Annotated in this window: 13 protein-coding genes and 1 pseudogene; 7 read left to right on the plus strand and 7 right to left on the minus strand. The window is 53.9% G+C overall.

Features of this window, described 5'->3' with window-relative positions; translation table 11 throughout:
• Positions 1-10: 10 nt before the first annotated feature.
• Together HZR14_RS09510 and HZR14_RS09515 are read right to left on the minus strand one after the other, a co-directional pair.
• Positions 11-1,570, minus strand: a complete 1,560-nt coding sequence (locus tag HZR14_RS09510) for a hypothetical protein (RefSeq protein WP_181692633.1) — start codon at positions 1,568-1,570, stop codon at positions 11-13.
• Positions 1,571-1,609: 39 nt separating this feature from the next.
• On the minus strand, positions 1,610-3,829 hold the full coding sequence (locus HZR14_RS09515; RefSeq protein ID WP_181692634.1) for a Druantia anti-phage system protein DruA: 2,220 nt from the start codon (positions 3,827-3,829) through the stop codon (positions 1,610-1,612).
• Between the two features lie 122 nt (positions 3,830-3,951).
• On the opposite strand from HZR14_RS09515, the gene HZR14_RS09520 reads away from it, so the two are divergent.
• From HZR14_RS09520 to HZR14_RS14610, 4 genes are all read left to right on the plus strand, one after another.
• Entirely contained in the window at positions 3,952-5,406 is a 1,455-nt protein-coding gene (locus tag HZR14_RS09520) for a competence protein CoiA family protein (protein ID WP_181692635.1), read from the plus strand.
• Positions 5,403-7,229 (plus strand): hypothetical protein, encoded by a 1,827-nt coding sequence (locus HZR14_RS09525; RefSeq protein ID WP_181692636.1) that lies wholly within the window; start codon positions 5,403-5,405, stop codon positions 7,227-7,229. Before HZR14_RS09520 ends, HZR14_RS09525 begins: the two co-directional genes overlap by 4 nt.
• Before the next feature lie 112 nt (positions 7,230-7,341).
• Positions 7,342-12,654, plus strand: a complete 5,313-nt coding sequence (locus HZR14_RS09530; protein ID WP_181692637.1) for a DEAD/DEAH box helicase — start codon at positions 7,342-7,344, stop codon at positions 12,652-12,654.
• 4 nt (positions 12,655-12,658) lie between these two features.
• Complete coding sequence (locus tag HZR14_RS14610; protein WP_181692638.1) at positions 12,659-13,522, plus strand: RecB family exonuclease; 864 nt, start codon at positions 12,659-12,661, stop codon at positions 13,520-13,522.
• Between the two features lie 72 nt (positions 13,523-13,594).
• On the opposite strand, the gene HZR14_RS14615 is transcribed toward HZR14_RS14610, so the two are convergent.
• The gene (locus HZR14_RS14615) at positions 13,595-14,095 is read right to left on the minus strand and encodes an XF1762 family protein (RefSeq protein ID WP_370464972.1); all 501 of its coding nucleotides are present in this window, start codon (positions 14,093-14,095) and stop codon (positions 13,595-13,597) included.
• A 369-nt stretch (positions 14,096-14,464) separates the two neighbouring features.
• On the opposite strand from HZR14_RS14615, the gene HZR14_RS09540 reads away from it, so the two are divergent.
• On the plus strand, positions 14,465-15,493 hold the full coding sequence (locus tag HZR14_RS09540) for a Cdc6/Cdc18 family protein (RefSeq protein ID WP_181692639.1): 1,029 nt from the start codon (positions 14,465-14,467) through the stop codon (positions 15,491-15,493).
• Between the two features lie 16 nt (positions 15,494-15,509).
• On the opposite strand, the pseudogene HZR14_RS09545 reads toward HZR14_RS09540, so the two are convergent.
• The 4 genes and pseudogenes from HZR14_RS09545 to HZR14_RS09560 form a co-directional block, all read right to left on the minus strand.
• Positions 15,510-15,785 (minus strand): annotated as a pseudogene (locus HZR14_RS09545) (SOS response-associated peptidase family protein); the annotation flags it as partial.
• Positions 15,786-15,858: 73 nt separating this feature from the next.
• Complete coding sequence (locus tag HZR14_RS09550; protein WP_181692640.1) at positions 15,859-17,115, minus strand: hypothetical protein; 1,257 nt, start codon at positions 17,113-17,115, stop codon at positions 15,859-15,861.
• 251 nt (positions 17,116-17,366) lie between these two features.
• Positions 17,367-18,593, minus strand: coding sequence for a hypothetical protein (locus tag HZR14_RS09555; protein ID WP_181692641.1), 1,227 nt, complete (start codon positions 18,591-18,593; stop codon positions 17,367-17,369).
• Positions 18,594-18,661: 68 nt separating this feature from the next.
• The gene (locus tag HZR14_RS09560; RefSeq protein WP_181692642.1) at positions 18,662-19,207 is read right to left on the minus strand and encodes a hypothetical protein; all 546 of its coding nucleotides are present in this window, start codon (positions 19,205-19,207) and stop codon (positions 18,662-18,664) included.
• Between the two features lie 372 nt (positions 19,208-19,579).
• Here HZR14_RS09560 and HZR14_RS09565 point away from each other — a divergent pair, with 372 nt between their 5' ends.
• Both HZR14_RS09565 and HZR14_RS09570 read left to right on the plus strand, forming a co-directional pair.
• A complete protein-coding gene (locus HZR14_RS09565) occupies positions 19,580-20,419 on the plus strand; it encodes a hypothetical protein (RefSeq protein WP_181692643.1) in 840 nt (279 codons plus the stop codon).
• Positions 20,420-20,421: 2 nt separating this feature from the next.
• Positions 20,422-20,727 (plus strand): DUF8156 family protein, encoded by a 306-nt coding sequence (locus HZR14_RS09570; protein WP_181692644.1) that lies wholly within the window; start codon positions 20,422-20,424, stop codon positions 20,725-20,727.

Raw genomic sequence — 20,727 nt, forward strand, 5'->3', positions numbered from 1 at the left:
GCATCGGTGTTCACCTCCGCTCCATCTGGTATCGGTCATCGTTGACTGTCAGGATCTCGAGTTCGCCGGTTTCCGTGTCCATAATGTGGACGGTGCCGTAGTCCTCATCATGGCTTTCCCTATACTCGATTTCTTCCATAAATTCTAGCAACTGCTGTTCTTCCTCTCTGCCGCGTAGGATGTAGGGGATATTGCCTTCCAGGGCACCGAGTGTTTCTGATAGATCTGGATCAATCCGTAGTCTGACTGTTGAGTCACGGCCTTCGTATTCGAGAACGTGGTGGTCGTGGTTGTAGTCCATTGCATCTCTGATTTCGGGATGGAGCTGCGGGACTCGGCGGTTCAACTCACGTTTGGGAATTTCTGTCCGGGAGATCAGGGATAGGGAGCTTTTAGATCGATAGTTATGGGAGAGCCAGACTCGGAGGTCGGAACCTTTGGAAGAATCTGGCATGAAATAGCTGTTAATCATCTCTATGACATCCTCTTTCACGCTTTCGTCCGAACGATCCCTGTTCCGCTGGTTATGGAAAGAGTAGTTGGTCTCATGGTAGAGGTCGCGGGCGTCGTAGTCTTTGATGACTACGTCCTCAAAGTAGAACTGGCGTTTCTTTTCGATGAAGCGTTGGTCGACTTCTTCCTCTGAATCTTCTTCGTCTCTCCGTGAAATCTCTTCTTCAGCGTCTGCCCAGAGCTTGCTGTCAATGAATGGATGGGTGAGGTTGCGGGGATGGAAGTGTTCGTTCAGGAGGGTGAAGATCTTCCCGCTGCCACTGAACGCGAGGTTATAGTATTTCAGGTCTTCATCAAAGTTGGAGACGCTCTTTTCTTTGGCTCCAGTGATACAGTAGGCGAGGAAGTTTAGCAGGTCACGAACGGTTACGTGGGCATCCAACTGGCCAACTGACTGTAAGAGACGAATGGTATTTTCTCTGACACGATTGTTCCTCATCTTGTCTATGTTGTAGGCGATGTGGCCGTCAATGTCGTCACCGTTGTTCTCTTTCAGGAATTTGTTCGAAGTTAGGTTCTCGATGGCCTGACCGATGACCTTGCGAGTTAGGATATTCCTGTTGTTGAGGTCGATGACGACGATAGAGTCGAAGTCAGCATTCTCGGCTTGGTCTTCGTCGTAGATGATCTGGTTCTGGAACTGGCTTCGAACTTTTTTCAGGAATGGACAGTCGTCGGCGTGCCGGGTGGTCATCTCGTAAAGAGGGCCGTCGTTGATAGCGAGGATACCAGGCCGACCGTCATCGAGGGCGTCTTTCCATTTGTCGAGTAGAATGGTGTAGTCGTCGTATTCTGAGGCGTCCGAGAGATAGAAATAATCGGGGTCCGGATACTCAGGTTTCATCTGCAGGATGTACTGGGTTTTTCCGTCTCCAGGGTTCCCGGTGAGAACGACCTGTTTCCCGTCTTCCAGTGCGTCCTGTAGGTATTCCTCTCCGTCCAAGCGGGTTGTTATGTGTATCTCTCTACGTTGTTCGTCAGTGAGCTGTTCAGCGAAGCCTCCCTGTGCGAGTTGCGAAAGAAATCGCAGATCCAGCGTTGATGCTTCAATTCCCATATTTACCTTTGATGTTGATGACCGAGTAATCCTGGCATGTTAACTATTACTTATAATAAACTCACTGAGGCTGGCCTGTCGTTTGTCAAAATCAATCTCACTGCTCAGTTTGAATTCTTGCTTGTCAAATTCCCGGATATTCTCGAGCACACGCTGTTTCTGGACTCTCATACTTGCCCACCGGTCTATCCAGTAATTGTAGATGGACTGCTGCTCTTTCTCAGGATCATCAAAATTCCAGTAGTAATCGGGCTCTCCATTGATGCCAAGGAGATACTCTTGAGTGTTTTCTGCGAGGTTAACTCCGTAGACGATTCGTCGGGATTCGTGCTTCAATAGATCCGTTTCCAGTCCGCAGTTCTTCAAACCGCGACGGATTTTACGGATTCGTGGAGACACGCCTTCCCCAAATCGACCTCTGACTACTTTTCGACCTTCCTCAAATTGTGTGACTTGGCTTAACCGTTTCCGTGTTTCAGGGCCAAACTGAATCGTACCATACCCCTCTGTATATCCGATCTGATCGTATTCGATCCGGCCGTTTCCAGTAGGGACTCTGATACGGTCGTACTGAGCACTACCGATTTCAAACAGCCCGGTAGTATCGAGGAACACCAACTCGTTTTGTTTGGTCACCGGCTCGCCTTTCATCGAGCTGGCGATTTCACTCTGATAGTCGCCATACTTATGCTGGTACATATTGATGACCTGAGGACCGGTCAAGGCCATTGCCACAAGTTTTCCGCCGAGAATGCGGTTGTAGGGAGGGATAGCGCCGCAAACCATGATGTTCATCATTCCGGCTCCGACTCTCTCCTTCTTGATTTCTTTCAGCGCGGTTTTGATAGCTCGTCGTCCTGAATCGTTATTTAGACCAGTGCGAATGAACTCCTCATCGCCCTCCTCGCTATGTTCTTGGAAATACTTCCGGTCCCGAAGCAGTTTCTGAAGCGCTCTAGCACGCTTCTTCCTGAATAATGCAGTTTCGCTTCTCTCCATCCACGACTCCATCTTCTCTGGGTTCTCGTCTTCACCATTTTCGATGGTCTGCTCAGCCTCGGTCTCGATATCTTCGAGAATCTCAATTACACGACCATTCGGGTTATTGAACCGCTCTTGCGACAATTCATCGTATTCGTCAACGAAGTCGTCGTAGCGGATGTCCTCAATAGCGTCCCTAATTGACTGTTCTAAGGCTTGCCGTATATCCGAACAGAATCGGCTGACTCTCTGCTGATACTCTTCTTCCGATTCAAGCCACTCTGTTTGAGTTACTGCTCGTGTTTTTTTATCCGGCGTCCGCTTCTCTGCCGGTAATTGCTCCTCATATTCATGGATCTGTTTCTTCCGCTGCAGTGTCTCTTCAATGGCCTCAATCCTCCATCCGATGTAGTTGTCTCGGACGGACATATTCATCATCGGACTCGCAAGCGTCGCGATCCCCATTACGGGATCTTTTGGCTTTGCAGCATTTCTAATAAGGAAGTTGATATTTCTCCCAGGGACTGTATTATACGGAGTTAGCCAAGTATATCGGAAGTAGCGCCAGATATCCATCAAATCCAAACCGGTATGTTGGCATTTCTGGCCCTTCTCGACTTTTTGTATATATGGTTGGACGATGTCGTGTAGTTCCTCCACAATCTCCTCTTGGTTTTGATCTAGAAGCGGCGCTAAGTCTCCATAGAGTTGTTCTCCTTCAGTTATGAGTTCGAGGACACTTCTCCCACCATTAGTGTTGCGGCGGGTATCACGTTCCATTTTCCGGATAAACTCGCGGACACTTTCCTCTTTGAATTGCGCTCGACGTTCCTTCTGAAGAATTGTTCTCTCTTGTTCTTTGAATTCCTCCGGGTTGTCCTTGTAGCGATCCGGGTCTGGTCGGACGACATGTAGATCAGAGTTTTTCCGGATGTCATAGTTGATTTCAATGAGATCCAAGAGGACTTCTAACGCAGCGAGATATCGAATCTGGCCCTCAGTTACTTCGTCTTCTATTTCACTCTCAATAGATCGAATCTCATCTTTGATGGCAACTTCTCTATCGAGTTCTTCCTGAAATTCGATTAGTTCATCGGTTAGAGCGTCAAATCGCCGTTGGAACTGATCTGGGAGATTAGGCGAAAAATCAACTTCTCGTTTAGAATTCGCACCCATAGTAATCTGGTTAACGTGGCAAATCGTTCTCTGCTGAAATCCAAAAGAGTATCGACTCGACTCAGTCTTCACCCCCCTAAACGACCCAGGAAATTCACTCATAATTATTTGGAAAATTATATGTTTGTAGTTATTCAATAGATTTAATCTACCTGTCGATCAGGTTTGATAACATATGCGTAAGGGGATTATCAGGACTAGAATCGGAGGCCTCCAAACCACCCGTGAGTAAACTTTCTATCCCCTTCGGGCTCAACCCAGAGGGAACAAAAACTCCAATCGAGGAGGCACAACGGAAGACAGACTACTATCGATGCCCAGAATGTGGTGAGTTTCTAACCCCTCGTATTGGCACTCAGCGCCAGTACTTTGCTCATAAGCAAGGTGTCCTGGAGGACATTTCCTGTTCACTCTCCAGCGACGAGGGTGTCGAAAAGATGATCGAGGATCTCCGTACTTCGGACATCGAAGAGGACGAGCGTGAGCGGTCGATTCGAACTTATCTCGGGCAACGCCATAATAGCGCAATCGAATTATTTGGTATCGTTCCATCACTCGATTGGGATCAAATCCAAGAAAATGAGGACGTAGACACGCTCTTAGAAAAGGTCGAAATCGAGGCATCAGGAATTACCCATCCACCAGTACCGAGTAACTTCCACCCATCGGAAGCAGAGGTCACGCTTGATCTCGACCCGTCAGCGGACAGGTACAAACTCCAAATCAAAGGTCCAGATATCCTCGGAAGTATCACCGGCACTTGGACTACTTCAGGGCTCCATCACGGTGACCTCTTTATTGGTGACGAAACTCGGGCGCAACGATATAATTCGGAGCGCCAAGTGCGCAAAGATACGTGGGTATATCTGGTTTCAAAGAATCCCCCAAAATCCGAAGTATCGTTCGTTGACGTCTACGACTTCGCGGATGTAGCCTTAGTCGGGTTCCGGGCTTCCGAAAAGACAGAGCCCTTCCTCGATCGTTATGGAGGAGGTCTTAGTACAGAAAACTACGGATTCGATGCTGACGTTGTATTACCTGCACACGCAAATCCAACTGTCGAGGCACCCCTATACGCGCCACCAGAGGAATCAGTTCTCGTAGGGGTTACTCCCTCCGAGGAAATCGACCCAATATTCGAGGTTGTTTCCATCCCCAAAGATGCAAACGACACAGTCGAAATCGACCGGACTGGGCCTGGTAACCCCCGTTACTACAAAACCGAGGTACCCCCAGGTGGATCGCGGCGTGTAAGTATTCATCAGCGGAACTCCGATCGTCATCGCCTGATCCACCTCCATCCGTCTGAAGAATCGTCGACCATCGACACTCTAGAGCCGGGATCACGGCGAATCGGTATCGAAATCCAAGATGAGAACCATCGTGAATTACTCACACCGATCGGAGACCAGTCTTCGAAGCATATGCCCGTTGATTTTAATCCTCATTTATTACACACGACCCTCGGATATGTCGGGCCAGAAGATCTCGAATTGGAAGTGATCGCCACGTTTGCTGAAGGCGCATCTTTCGGGCCAACAATCAGCCGGGACGTAACAACAATCAGTGACATGATCTCGGAAATCGTCCATTGGGTAGAGTGCGGCTGTATTGAACTTGAAATCCGATTCAATGGTATTGGGACCGTTTCAATCCGATTTCCCCAGGAGGAACAATGAATCTGAAACCCGGTGACGAGTTTACAGCGGAAGTAGACAAGATTACGAAACGTGGAACCTGCACCGTCAAATACGATGGACAAGGAATTAATATCGGACCGGTCACGTGCGAACCCGGTCGTTCGGTTCGATTGCGGTACCTCGGGGCAGATTCAGTAGCTGGAACATCGATACGTTTCGCGCTTTGCCTGACCGATGAGGTCCTCGCGGAGAATTACAAAGACCACATTCGACGCCATGTAAGTGGTCTTCTTCCTGACCAACCACCACAAGAGGGAGAACAAACCTACATAGAGGTAGAGAAGATCGATGAGTACGGCCTCGGACTCTCGGTTGCTGGAGATGAAGTCGTCGAACTCGGACCAGTACAAGCTGACGAAGGCGACTTAGTGCATGTTGTCGGACGAGAACCGGGATATGCAGAGGTACTGAACGCAAGAGCACGTGGGAAACGTTACAGGATACGCTTTGATATCCTCCGAGAGCGCTGGGACAAACTCCCTGTCAAAAAGAATGAATCATTCATGGCAACGATAGATGATACTGATGGGAGGAATCTCATCGCGTATGTCGACGGGTTGCCAGTATATTTCTCAGGGGGCAAAGCCCGAATCGGACAAAAAATCGAAGGGGAAATCATCAGATTCCACCGGGGGCGCGGGATTGGGAACGTGACAAGAGTCTATGATTCGGTAGGTGACATCGAAGACCCAAATCATGGCACCCGGATGCAACAGCTTCAGCAGGCTGGGTTCAGCCAAGAACCGTTTTGTGAATTCGCCACGCGGTTTACTGGTGCGAGTGACGAACAACTACCATCGACTGAAATCGGTATCCGAAACGCCATAATCGGTGAGGCAATCCGGCTCGGTCTTGCTGAGAAAGCTGAGTCGGGGGGCCAGCAGTATCCACAGGCACACATCACCGCAATCCGACATTGGGTTGTGCATAAGCTTGCGGCCATTCTGGGACAGCCAGCTGCTGACGGTGACACGACACCCGATGACGTCGGGTGGTTCCGAGCAGCATTAACAGAGCGTACCGGTCCCACAATCACGTTCCTCGGAGATGTGCTACAGCTCTCACAAGGGTACTATGCTCCAGCCCCGACGCGGGCTGTAATGATCTCCGAATCCGAAGCCGTACTCGTTTCAGGGGATCCAAGTCATCCATTCCATGAGTCCGGCTTGGATATCGAATTCCGAGGATTGACACGGATCCTTACTGACATCAGTGAATCAAAATTGCGTTCAAGAAAAATTCCCGTTCAATCCAAAAATGAATACATCGGTCTGGGCGAGGCGCCTATCACGACGCCCACCACACTACGTGAGTACATCGAACATCGACCAAAGGTGTCGTGGGAACCGGAGGAAGATTGGGCACCATACACTGGACAGTACTATGGCTTCAGCTTAGACGGTGAGCCGCTCGTTATTGAAGAGGCCGATGGAACTGCGCTCAGCTTGTGGCGAGTTCCAGTCGAATACGGAGCTGACACCTACCAATTAAAAATTCGATCGGGTGACGTCGAAACAAAGGCCGTCACAGTCTCACCGAAATACCGCAAGCATGCGTGCCTAATCCTCGACTCAATGGCCGAGGACCCACAGACAGTTGAACTCACCGCATATGACGACGAGGTCTTATTGAGTTGTGACTTTGCGCCGCCGCGAGCACAGATGCGCTGGCTGTATGCAGTCGGAGCAGAGTGGCTTGAGACATCGTCGTATCAACTTCAATGGCGAATTTCGGACACCGATGCCGATTCGGTACGGGAAGTCTTCGACGAACTGCCCGTGACCATCATCGACAACACATAACATGAAATCAATAAAAGAAGTCTCGGAAGAGCTCGAGAACGACCTTCAACAGTATATCGAATCACGTTACCACCTTCACCATCCGCGGCTTCTCAAGGAACGTCGTGCCTTGATGGACGAGGGAGAGACAGCCACCGAACCATGGGTCGAGGCAACACCGACTTATGTCTCGGGTGAACCCCTCAGAGAATTGGGCCTGCCGAGCGAAGTTGTCGATTTGCTAAAAGGTCTCGAAAGCGACGATCTCGATATCTTCGATCCGCCGTACAAACATCAGGCCGACGCCCTCCAATCGTTCTTCAACGACGAGGACGATCTCATCGTATCCACCGGAACAGGGTCCGGGAAAACCGAAATTTTCCTCTACTCAATTCTGGGTCAGCTCGCCCAAGAGGCAGCGCGAGGAGAGACAGCTGACCAACGTGGGATGCGGACATTAGTTCTCTATCCGATGAACGCCCTCGTCGCGGATCAACTCTCCCGGATGCGTCTACTCTTTGGTGACGAGGACGGTGCAGATACACTTGAGGACTACATGGGCCGGCGTGTACAGTTCGGGATGTACACGAGTCGTACACCCTATCACGGGGAGTACGACAAGAGTAAGAACGATAATCTGGTCAAGCCGGTCATCAACCGGTATCTCAAGTTAGAGGAAGAACAGCCGGACCTCTACGAACAACTCAAACAAAAAGGCCGTATTCCAGCCAAGGATCTCGAAGGGTTCCGGAACAAGAATAAGAAAAAGGAGACTCACTTCCGTACCCAACCTGGCGACACCGAACTTTTCACGCGTCAGGAAATGCACACCCGCGATGGAAGCAATCCCCATGGCGGGACGCCGGATCTCCTGATCACGAACTACTCGATGCTGGAGTATATGCTACTCCGGCCGATCGAACAGCCCCTTTTCGAGGATACCCGTGAGTGGCTTGCCGAAGACGAAGAGAACGAATTGAATATCGTTCTCGACGAAGCTCACCTCTACCGGGGCGCACAAGGGGCAGAGGTTGCGCTCCTCTTGAGCCGCTTGCTCCAGAAACTCGGGATATCTCGCGATCGTGTGCGCTTCATTCTCACGAGTGCGACGATGGGCGAAAACGTAGAGGAAGCAGCCCCAGACTTTGCGGCCCAGCTCACAACCGGAGATCCGGACGATTTCTCAGTGGTTACGGGAGAGCAGGTGGAGTACGAAGGTGGAGAGCCAAGCAAAAAACGTACGGCGCAACTCCTAGAACGGGTTCGCTACCAACTAGAGGACCCATCGAAGATTCGCAACGTTGCGAGCGAAAGAGGCTGGGACCCTCTCGAAAGTGATGACGTTGAATCGGTCCGTTCGTACCTCGCCGACCAATTAGTCGAAGATCCACTCTTCAAATTGGCGCACGAATACCTTCGTGAAGAGCCACTGCGCCTATCAGCGCTTGCCGAAGAGTTGTTCGAGGACATCGATCAGGATTTGGCTCGTGAGGCGACAGGCAACCTCCTGTACCTTTGTACAGAAGCACGTCAGGGAGAGGAACAGGCGTTGCTCCCGACGCGTCTCCATATGTTCCTCAAAGGGCTCCCCGCCCAGTACGCGTGTGTCAATCCCGAGTGTAGCGGCCGTCGCGTTACTGAGGGAGAGAACCTCCTCGGACGCATCTACAGTAATCCGCACACGACCTGTGAGGCCTGTGGCAGTCGGGTCTTCGAACTGATTAGCCACCGCACCTGTGGGGCAGCATATCTTCGAGCGTATCGACGGTCTGACGACGACCGCGGGCCGACGTTCCTATGGTCAGATCCCGAGAGCAGCGAGGACTTGGACGAACTCCACCTGTTAGTTGAGGACCCTCGTGATGACCCGAACCCGGACCACGAACACGGCCGTTCGCTCGCCGAGACGACGGCCTCACGAAATCTCTCGATTACCTCCGGGCACCTTGTTGACGATCGCCACGTTGACGGCGAAGGGTCAACCACTCATATCGAGGTTCAGGTCCCGACTGAAGAGCCTCCGGATGAGGACGGGGCGTGGAGTTGGACTCAATGCCCGGCGTGCGGTATCAAAGAGCGGCGCCGTCCGAATGGTGACACGAAGATTGAAGATCTGGTCACCAAAGGAGAGGAACCATTTGCGCACAGCGTCCGGTCGATGTTCGGTATCCAGCCGACCGATCCACTCAAAGATGAGTTCCCCAACGAGGGGCGGAAGGTATTGTGCTTCTCTGACGGGCGACAGAAGGCGGCCCGCTTAGCTCGAGATCTCCAATCGAACGTTGAATCTGACTCGTTCCGCGAGGTCTTAACCGACATTATCGGATCCGCGGACGGTGAAATCACGATGGATCGGTTATTCGCCGAGTTCGCAGTCTACTGTGCGAAAAACAACATCGTATTCTTCGACGACAGCGACCAGTACACGAATCAGTCGGGTGTCGTGTACAAGGGGTCACGCTCCCACTTCGAGGATATTCGTGGGAACCTATCCGACATCGTCAATGAGTACTACCTCGAGTCCATCGAGGATATACCTGAGGTACCAGCCGCACGCAATGCGTTGTCGGAGCGTCCCCGCCAGTATGAGGAACTTCTCCTCCGATCGTTGGGCGATGAACAGTACTCCATCACCGGCGCCCTCGTCGGGTACATTACGCCGTCCGAGGAGGTGTTTGAGAAAATTGATGAAGCTGTCCCTGAAATTGAGACAGACCAACTCAAGAGCATCCTCATCGAGGCGCTTCGTCATGCCTGCGAGGAACGAGCATTTGATTCAAGTATTGAAGCCAGACGACGTTCGAACTCCTACTCCTACCAAAATTGGATTGACCCGGACGAGACGGGGCTCCCCCACAGCGAAATAATCCCTGAATATATTGTAGAATCACTCGACGACGAAGTGCCGGAAGGGGCGTGGAATAGTCTGAGACGGGCGTTGATGACGACAGAGCCTGTATTGTTTGGGGCCTCTCACGGCAATTACTTCGCCAATCCGAAAGCAACGACAATCGATCTCCGACTCGACGACGATTGGTACCGGTGCGAAGGGTGTCGCCGGTTCTCGGTCGTGTCACTCAATGATTCGTGCCCATACGATGGTTGCCGGGGGACCCTCAGTGCGGTAAGCGATGATGATATCCATCTCCAAGCACGCAAGAACTTCCTCCGGAACCCCCCACGCGAAGTGCTCCATGGTGAACGGGACCCGCTCACGCTCCGTTCAGAAGAGCACTCGGCACAACTGAGTGCAAAGGACAACTCCGAGGCGTTTGCACGTTCCGAAGAGTACGAATTGCTCTTTCAGGACATCCTCGTCGGGGACTCAGAGGCCGATCAGCCGATCGACGTTTTAAGCTGTACGACCACGATGGAAGTCGGCATTGATATCGGTAGCCTCACTGGTGTCGCCATGCGGACGGTCCCGCCAGGACCAGAGAATTATGAGCAACGTGCTGGCCGGGCAGGGCGTCGCGGAGCCGGGCTTTCAACGATAGTTACCTTCGCGGATAACTCCCCTCACGAGTCACACTACTTCGAGAATCCTGAAGAGATGATCACGAGCGAGGGGAATGCACCGGTCATCTACGCCGGCAACGAAAAGATTGCCCGACGGCACATCAACGCCTCGCTGCTTGCTCGGTTCTTCGATCCATCGGCCGTCGAGACGGAAGCTGCCGTATTCCGCTCGCTCAAAGGTACAGCCGAGTTCTTTGAAGGAGAAGGCGACCAAACGCTCGCCGCGTTCGAAGACTGGCTGGACGAAGAGATCTTCGCCGATTCATCGTCGACGCTCGAGCAATTGAGTGCCCTCCTTCCGGATGCACTAGGAAAGGGACGTTCATCTGACTGGGAGGTCGCATTAGTCCGCGACACCGCTACAGAGTTCTTAAACGAACTCCAGGAGCTACAAGCCAAAACAGAATGGGAAGATCAATCCACGGAGGACGACGACCTACTTTCCGTCCTTTTGGACGCAGCCCTACTTCCGACGTTCTCGTTCCCAACTGATGTGGCCGATTTCGTCGTACGCGAAAATGAACCCGGGTCGTCACAGCCGAAGAACAAGTACCAGATGTCTCGGGATCTGAAGCAGGCACTCTCAACGTACGTTCCAGGCCGGGAAATCGTCGTTGACAAGAAAACCTACGAGTCCTACGGCGTATATGTCAAATTTCCAGATAATCCGAAGAACCGAGTGGCTGGCGAAGACTGGAGAGACCTTGATTGGTTGAACTGGTGTGACGTCTGTAAGACGGTCTTTGACGAGCATGATGAGAGTCTCGCAGCCAAGGATATGGAGTGTCCTGTCTGTGAGGGAGCGACGGTCAGTTCACTACAGATGTACACTCCAGAGGCGTTTGCACCGAAAGTCGATGAGACAGGTGCAGCTGAGAAAGGATCGGACTACAACGAGAACCGGGCCTACGCAACACAGCCTAAATACCCGCTTACGTCGACTTCTCACGAGAGTGAGAACGCTAGCGAGATGGCAGAGGAGAAATCCATTGGCCATTCGGTAGTAGGGAAGATGAATGACGAACAGCTTCTTGTCGCTAACTTTGGGGCTGACGAGGATGGGTTCGAGATCTGCACCGATTGTGGGGCCGTTAGCCGCGATGGCCCACTCTCAAATCCACACGCACGTCCCTATCCCAAGGACCTCCGATTCGTTGGTGAATATGACTGGGATGACCAGTGTACCGGTTCGACAGTCACGACGAGTTTCAGCCATCGCTTCCCTAGTGATTTGACTGTCCTCCAAATCCCGTTGAGTGATGAGATGGAGTTCGTCCCATCGGAAGCATGGTTCGAGACACCGGGCCAGTCACTTGCGGAAGCATTAGTCATGGGTGCATCCCGTGCGCTGGGAATCGAAGATGATGAACTCGAGGGAGGGTTCCGTACTCGATCGGCAGAACATGCCGATATCAACGCTCAAGGCGTTATTGAGGTCTTCCTCTTCGATACAACCGCCGGTGGTGCCGGGTTCTCATCTCGCGTTTGGGAAGAATTCGACGCTGTGTGTGCAGAAGCCCGCACGATTCTCGAGAGTTGTTCATGCGATACGGCGTGCCACAACTGCCTGCGCCGCTATCAGAACCGGCATCTCCACGGCTCGTTGAATCGCCACGAAGGCCTCGCCTTGCTCGATTATTCACAGACAGGGATGCCCCCGACGCTTCGTCCCGCAAAGGCACAGAGCCTGATCCAGCAACTCGAACGTGCCCTGGAGTTGAAGGAAGAGGACGTCGTACTCAGGGCGATTGACGACGATAAATGGAAAATCGAAATCGATGGGACGACGATGACGTTCGGTGTCCGCTCTAGTCTGCGGCGTTCACGTGCGCCTGAGTCGCCAACGTACGACGAAGACTACTCAGACTACGAATTGTCCCAACGGTTGCCAGAGGTGGCTCACTCGATCGTCGATAAACTCCAATAGCGGAATGGATGGGTCAGAGCAGTTTTCACACGTAAACTGGTCGGCGTCGGCAGCGCAGCTGTTCCAAGAGTGCCCACGGCGGTTCTTTTATCGATACCAACAGACCGAGTCTACCGGGGACTATAGTGAGTATACACCGTCGCCCGGAGCCTATCTGGGAACAGTCGTACACGAATCTCTCGCGGGGCAGGTTGCACGGTGGGCTCGGGGTAAGAACATCCATCTCCAGACTGCAACCGATTACGCGAAAGACGAACTTGAGAGGTATGTGGAAGTGAATGCTGAGACGATTGCAGATTGGATTGACCATACGGATGAGGAAACCTTCGATAGCGATTCGTTCACGCGGTCATTAGTTCGTACAGCCCGTAATCACATCAGACAGTTCTTCCGGGTGATTTGGCCCCACTTTGGGGACCACCGCTACATCGCCCACGAAACTCGCCAAACGTTCGATGTTGCCGAAGAGCCCGTCACCGTCCAACCAGACCTCTGTACGCGAAGCCCAGAGGGAGACTTTGTCGTCACTGACTGGAAGACAGGTGCGTTTGACCGGTTCAGTAACCCGACGATACAGATGCAAGCATATGCACTCTATGCTCACGAAGCGTATGAACCCGAACTCAGTCGGATTCGGGTCCGATTAGCCCATACTGGAAGTGGGGAGTTCGACCGAATGGTACCGACTACGGAAGACATCAGACGGGTGCGAGACCAGATTACGAACGATAGGGCTTTCTGGGCCAGTCAGGGAGACGTAGAATCCTATGAGACAGATCCAACGATCCAGAAATGCAACCAATGTTCGTATCTTCACCGGTGTATAGACGGGCAAGCTGTCGTGGGGGGAGACCCAGAATCAAACTAAGTAACCAAGTACAAATTAAGTCGGCTTACATTTTATCTATTGTACACAAAGTAAATTGATTAATACTATTTCTTAGTCATGAAAATTATAAATCCACTTTCGTCGGATGAAATCGTCAACTGATGAACGCCCTTCGCGCGACTGCCAACTATCTCCTTGGGCTTTCTCTTCCCGAACCAGTTTGAAACCTGCCGCTGAATAAACCGTTCCCCTGTTACCCGCTACTCCAGCATGAGCAGAGATCCGTTGATACCCCTCTAAGAATGCCCAATCCCGGGCGCGAGCAATAAGCCAAGAACCCGTGTTTGCTGGTCTTTCGGGTCGTGATCCGTACCGCGTAATTGAGATTTCTTTATCCGCATCAACCATTCGAGCCACAGGACGGCCAAGAACGCAAACTGCAATTAGATCGGTCTTATAACGAGCTCCGAAAGCAGCTTTCCAGCCCGGGACACCCCCTAATTTATGGCTTACTTCATCTGACTCGAGAAAGTCGTTAATCTCGTTTCGGCTTCGCTCTCTGGTTAATTTAAGATCCGATACAGAGCTAGGTGCTGATATTGCATCTTTCATCGTTTGCCTGAGGCGATTTGCGCCTCACCCAATCAGGCGCATAAAAAACAGAACGTGACCGCTAGAAGGAGCACATATTTCTGACAAAGTATATTTGAGATTCAATAAATCGTCAAATAATACAGCTGAAATTTGAAATCAGATTTTATTGCGGCATTTTTCTTACATTTCGTTGAATAGATGAGTATCGAACACCGAGATATAGGAACGCCGGTTTCCGGGAACTCCCACACCAAGGAAGCTATTATTGAACTCAGACGCTCCTAAAGGCTATCAAAACCGTGATCAAGCAGGAGTAATGTAGATCTTTCCGGAAACGACCCGGTCACGTTTTTACGACCTGACGCAAAATCAGTCTGTTAGTAACATATGATACGCGATGCTCGCGTCCTTCGTGCCGGGTTCGTTCCTCGGGAAGTTGAGCATCGCGACGCCGAAGTCAACCACCTCTCCAGCGTTCTCGATCCCATCACGAACGAAGAACCAGCCGAAACAGCCATCGTCACCGGACCCAGCGGGACGGGGAAGACGTGCATCTCGAAATTCGTCACGGAACGGCTCCGGGAAGAGGTCCTCGACGTTGAGACCACCTATGTCAACTGCTGGCGCAACTACACCCGGTTCCGGACGCTCTACCAGATTCTCGACGACCTCGGCGCCACCATCGACATCCACCGGCAGTCGACGCCGCACGACGAACTCGTCGACCGCCTCCAGCGGCACGACGGCCCTCGAACCGTGGTCATTCTGGACGAGGTCGACCAGCTAGAGGACCCGAGTGTCATCTACGATCTCCATAGCCTGCCACAGTTCGCGATCATATGTATCGCGAACAAGGAAGAAGAGCTGTTCAGCCGAGTCGACGACCGCCTCGTGAGCCGCCTGCGCTCCAGCGAGCACGTCCGGATGGACAAGTACCACGATGAACAGCTGTACGACATTCTGAGCGCTCGAGCAAAGTGGGGACTTGACGAGGACGTCATCACCGACGATCAACTCTATCGGATCGCAGATGCGGCCGCTGGCGACGCCCGCCTCGCGATCGGTATCCTCCGAACGGCAGCCGGAAAGGCTGATCGCGAGAATCACGAGCGGATCACCGACGACATCCTCCTAGACGCCGCCGAGGATGCTCGCGCCCAGATCAAGCAGAAGAGCCTCGATTCACTCACCCCACACCAGCGGGTCGTGTACGATATCGTTCGCGACCACGGTCCGCTCGGGCCGAGCGAGATCCACGAACGCTATTCCGAGAACGTCGACGACCCTCGAACGAAACGGACCGTCCGAACGTACCTCTCGAAGATGGACCAATACAACCTCCTCAAGGCGAAGGGCACGAGTCGGGACCGGGAGTACTTACTCGTCAATTCGGCAGCTGCCTCACCGATGCAGTGACGAGGGGCTCCGTCACTTACCCGGAGCTGAACTCGCCGAGGCCCGATTGCTCGTGGTCAAGCGGCTCAATGACTCGGGGATCGTCGTTACCAGGGTTGTTGACTCGCGTCGAGATCTCATAAGCGTCCAGATCGGCCTTCGGATACGGCTGGCGCAGTTCCTTGCGGGTGTCCGGGTCTGCGGCGAGCCAGTCAGATTCCGCGTCCTGCGGGAGGACGACCGGCGTCCGATCGTGGATTGAGTTCATCACGTCGTTCGGATCCGTGGTCAGTATCGTCACGCACGAGATCGTTGTCTACGAGCCCCGGTACCGGGAAAACCTGTACCGGTAGCGAGAGCCCCATACTTCCGTCAGGTAATTCGGTTTACGACTGACATTCCGGACTAGGGTTCAACGGTCCCACTCGCAGATCCCACCCAGAATCAAGCGACTGAAGATCTTCTTCCTGCTCAAACTCCTGCACGGTAGCTAACTCGTCATCTGTGAGGAACCCGTGTTCCTCAATATCACGGGTAAATGACTTGATCTTCCGGAGCGTCTGCTGAATGCCCATTTCGAGAAGATTGTACAGCTCCCGGAGCAACACCAGATATGCTTTGAGTCCCAGCACTTCACCGATAATCCCGAGCAAATACGTGTGCGCCCGCTTCACGGCGAAAGACGCAACACGACTTACCAAGCCGAACTTCGCCAGTAACAGGTCAGCCACAAGAATACCCAGGCTCAGCAGGAGATCTTCCACGGCATCTGTCACCGCATCTGGCTCTGCTCCCACAACGCGGCATGCATCATCAATCACGTGGTCAATGCTGTTGACGACCGGGAGCACCGACCGTCCCCATCGTGCCCATGTGGATGCACCATCTAGCAGCTGCCGGGCGAATGTCGGCGTATACCCGAGTTTGTCGTCGAGGACCGCGAACACGATTCGTGTGACGGCCACTGCCTCAACGGCGCGTGGTGCCTCCGTCAGCACATCTGCGACGGAAAATGATTTCATCTCGTTCGGGACTCGACCGCAGATTGCTTCAGCGACGGGTACCATCGCTTCGACAACCGGCAACTCTGCGGCTCCAACCGTCGTGTAGAGGGTGGAGGCCTGCGCTGGAGCTGCTTCTGCCGCTTCCTCCGGCTTGTTTCGGCGGACGCGGGCGGATACCTCGACGGTCACATCTTCGCTTCCCGGACTAGACAAGACCTCGTCGGTCCAGTCAAAGACCAGATGATAGTCGCCGCCAGCGATGACGTTTGCATCACGCCGCGGCCGGGCATTGGTCAGACAGTCCAGCGTCTCAATATCGACCATCCCCCCTTCGACATCCCATGGCTGCACCTGGTCTAGCTTTCGCGGGATGTTGTCGAAATAGACGACCGGCCAGGGGACCGATCCGAACCAGCCAAGGTCCTTCGATTGGGTGTCGTATAGGGGAATCGACGCGACCTGTGTCCGGTATTTCTCCAGTCCATCGTCGTCCACGACCAGTACGTCCGGAAGTTGGCCGCCGTCTTTCGGTCGGACCTCGTACTCGATAATAGCATCGTCCGAGAAGTAGGGAATGTCCCACGTCCAGAACGGGTCGGCCTGCGGGAGTTCGAGCTCGCCGTATATCTCTGCTATCACCGGGTCGACGGGCTCCGGTTTCGGGCTAGATGGTGTAGTCTGATGGGATTGCTCCGCTGTAGTTACCTGCGCCCCACCTACAACTGGATAGGTGAGGGCAGCCGCAGCCGTCGCGAGAAACCGGCGGCGAGAAGACCTCATTTACCTATAGGTATCCTGCAATGAAAAAGAAGCTTCTGCCCTCTACTCTGGGACTACCGTAGATCACTATTGGCATCGGGGAGTAAAAGAACTGGACCAGCCGTACTATCCTATTCCCGGACATTGAATGCTTTCACCGCAACACGGACCGGATGCCCAATCTCCGACTCCAGTCGAGATACGCTGTGATCTGCAATCTCCGACACCTCAGAGACGTACCGGTCGTGATCCATCGTCGCCTCCCATATCCGGTCCTCAACCGTCCCGAAGTCCTGACGCCGTGAGAAAATCAAGAGTGCAGCGTGTGAATCCCGGACGGTCAGGTTGTTTAGGAGCTGGTCGAACGCGTCCGCATACACAGATGGTCCATCCCAGAATTTGCACTCCGCGATGAACAAATTCTCGTTATCATACCGGAGCAGGATATCCGTCTTCCCACCTCGATTGAACGTTTCTCCGGTCGCGAATCCAGAGTAATGCGAATTAATCCCCATCAGGAAAATATCGCGTAGCGACTCCTCATCCAGACCCCTGACCGGCGTGGCTGACCGTTCCAAATCCCGTCCCAAGTCGTCAAGCAGATCCAAGACCTCGATAAAGGTCCGGTCCTGTAGCACCTCGTCATTACTGTCCGCGGCCGGTGACAGCAGCTCGATCTCTCGCTTTTTCTCCGGCACTACATATCCAGGTTCCGCGGTATCACCGGTGTCGACACCTAGTTCGGCCATCACCGTATGGTTTGTATCGACGATTTCCCGCCGTTCCTCAATTGAGCGGCGGGCGGTCCGCTGCAGCTTCTCTTCCATCTCCGCGATATCATCCTCAAGCTGTTCCACGAACCACGCCACCTTGTCCACCCATTCGTCAACCTCGGACTGGATCTCGGCCTGGACCTGTTCCGCATCCTTGTTCCCGATCGTGTAGTCGACGTAGTAGACGACCTCGTTTCGGTTCAATTCGTTGTAGCACGGTTTGTTCAGCTTCGAGGAACTGGGATTAATCTGCAGGAGATCGCCGTCGCCGTCGAACGGCAACTTCACACTGATCCGCTGGTACGTCTTAGAGGGCCGGCCGCGCTGATTGAGGCCGGGCAGGCCTTGGCCTCGCGGGATCTCTTTCTCAATTTCGCCGGCCTGTTCTAGGTCGTAGTCGTTGAGATGGATCGGGGATGGGGTATATTTCGACGTGAATATCAGGGTCAGGAGGTCGGTGCTATCCTGCAGCTCCTCGTTGGACAGTTCCTTGATTTCGTCCTTCAGCTCTGTCTCTTGCTCCCGCCGGTACTCGTGGATCGATTGGTCAGAGAAGAGATGGTCAACGGATTGTCGTCGTCTCATTACCACGTGTTGTGCCGTGGTCTGTCATAAAATACCGGATCAATCAGTAGACCGGTCGTATCACAGGATCACGAACTACGGACTTCCCGTTCGACCTCGTGCTCTACCGCATCTGACTCCTCATACAAGAACTGTGATGGCCGTTCCTGTGTGAACCCGCAACCGGGACACTTCCAGATCGGCTTGTCATCCCGGAACCGCCGCGGTTTCGTGTCTGTCATCAGATCGGTACCGCACCCCGGGCAGACCGGTGAGTCAGCATACGCGTAGGCGTCACCAAGACTGCGCCGGCGGCCGTGCAGCACTCGCCATTTCACGCCGAACTTATCGATCTCCCACTCGGAGACGTCGCGCCGCGGCTTCCCTCGAGCCGTGGCAACGAATGCGGCGGACCGGCCACCACTACTGTTACCGAACGTCTTCCGGGCCCAGGACAGGAGCCACCAAAGTAGAGCGAACGCAATTATGGCGATCAGCACCACCCGGAGATACGGATTATTCAGGAAGGTGAGAGGTTCGATATCGGTGATGGTTCCTGGGAGAAGTGGCTGGAGTAGGGAGGCGATGAGGATTGCAGCCGCCGCGGTTACGATTTCGTCGACCGAAATTTCCATTCACCAAGTGATCATATGCCAGTATTGTTAGGTGTATCGAATTGCTAGGAAACGTTTATCTTGTCGCTGTAGACCATGTAGACCGCAAACGCCTAAGAACTGTCATCACTGGAGGGCTTAAAGACAATTCTGGAAACATTCTCAGAAACAGACGAAGTCCGCCAGAAATTCGGTGACTGAGTCCGGTTCTAAATTTGTCCCAAGCCTTCCCGGAAACACGGAAACTACACGCCGCGGCTTATCGGGAATGTAGACATCTAGTCGAGTATGCCCGATCAAGTGACGTTGAACCGGTTGGCAGTGGATCAGCCGACACGAGGGGCTGACCGTAATCGAACGCTCGCTGACCAAGCCGACCCAGCCACGGACGACATGCTACTCCCTTCCCTCGAGGACGGCGTTACCCTGCTCGATGTGAATGGGAGCCGCGGCGTCCCGATCCTGCAGTCGCTCGTGCTCGACCATCTCCTCTTACACGACGGCCCCGCCTTCTGGGTCGACGCAAACGGACACGCGACGACGACGACACTCGCCCAGATTGCCCCCAGCCAGCGATTACTCGACCGGATCCACGTCGCACGGGGATTCACCGCCTATCAGCACTACGGCGCCGTCTGCGACCTCCAGACGGCAGTGAACAAGTCGATCCAGATGTCCACCGCCGATGCCGGGTCGGTCGGTCGAGAGTCGCCAGGTCATGACGAGAACACGTCGCTCCACACCCCCGCTCTCATCGTTACGCCGGCCGTCGACGCCCAGTACCGCGCCGACGATACCCTCGGCGAGACTCACGCGAAAACCCTCCAGGCTCGAACTCTCGCCCGGTTGGCGACCTACGCCGATGGGTACGACATCCCGGTGCTCGTTACGCGAAACGAACGAAACGAATTCACCGAGCCGGTCGCGACGGTCGCGGACCATCACCTGGAGTGCGAGCAGACTCGGATGGGGCCACGGGTGGTCGGCGAGGACTTCGAGACGCTCGTCTATCCCGTCGGTGATGGCGCGTACTACCAGACGACGTTCGCGTACTGGCGGCAGCTGCTCGCGGCACGCGCCACGCAGGTCGGCGTGGAACCGACGACGCCGACGCCGTCGACGCCGACCCCGGAGGGTGTCGGAACGGGCGTCACAGCTGACGGTAAGACGGTGGCGGCCACCGCGGACCCCTTGCTCGATGCGTGGACGGCGAGCGGTACAGGAGGCCGATAGCGATGGGACGCACGAACCCGACGTACCGAGATGCACTGCGGGCCATCGAAGAGCGCTGGGCGGACTTTCGCCGGGCACTCCGTCGTCGCGACCAGCCGCGATTCGACCGGCTGTTCGAGTACGCTCGCGAGCACGCCGACGCGAGCGGCCTGTTGAACCACCAAAATCCGCTCCTGCCGGCGCTGTTCAGTATCGATCTCGAACAGGAGGCCCGCCTCGACGACCACGAAAAGCGCCTCGAGGAGCTCGAAGCCGCAGTCGCAGCAGGCGATGACCAGGAGGTCGCTCCACCGGACTCGAACCCGTGA

It is taken from the genome of Natronomonas salinimetallica, assembly GCF_013839515.1.
In the GTDB taxonomy this organism is placed as follows: Archaea; Halobacteriota; Halobacteria; order Halobacteriales; family Haloarculaceae; genus Natronomonas.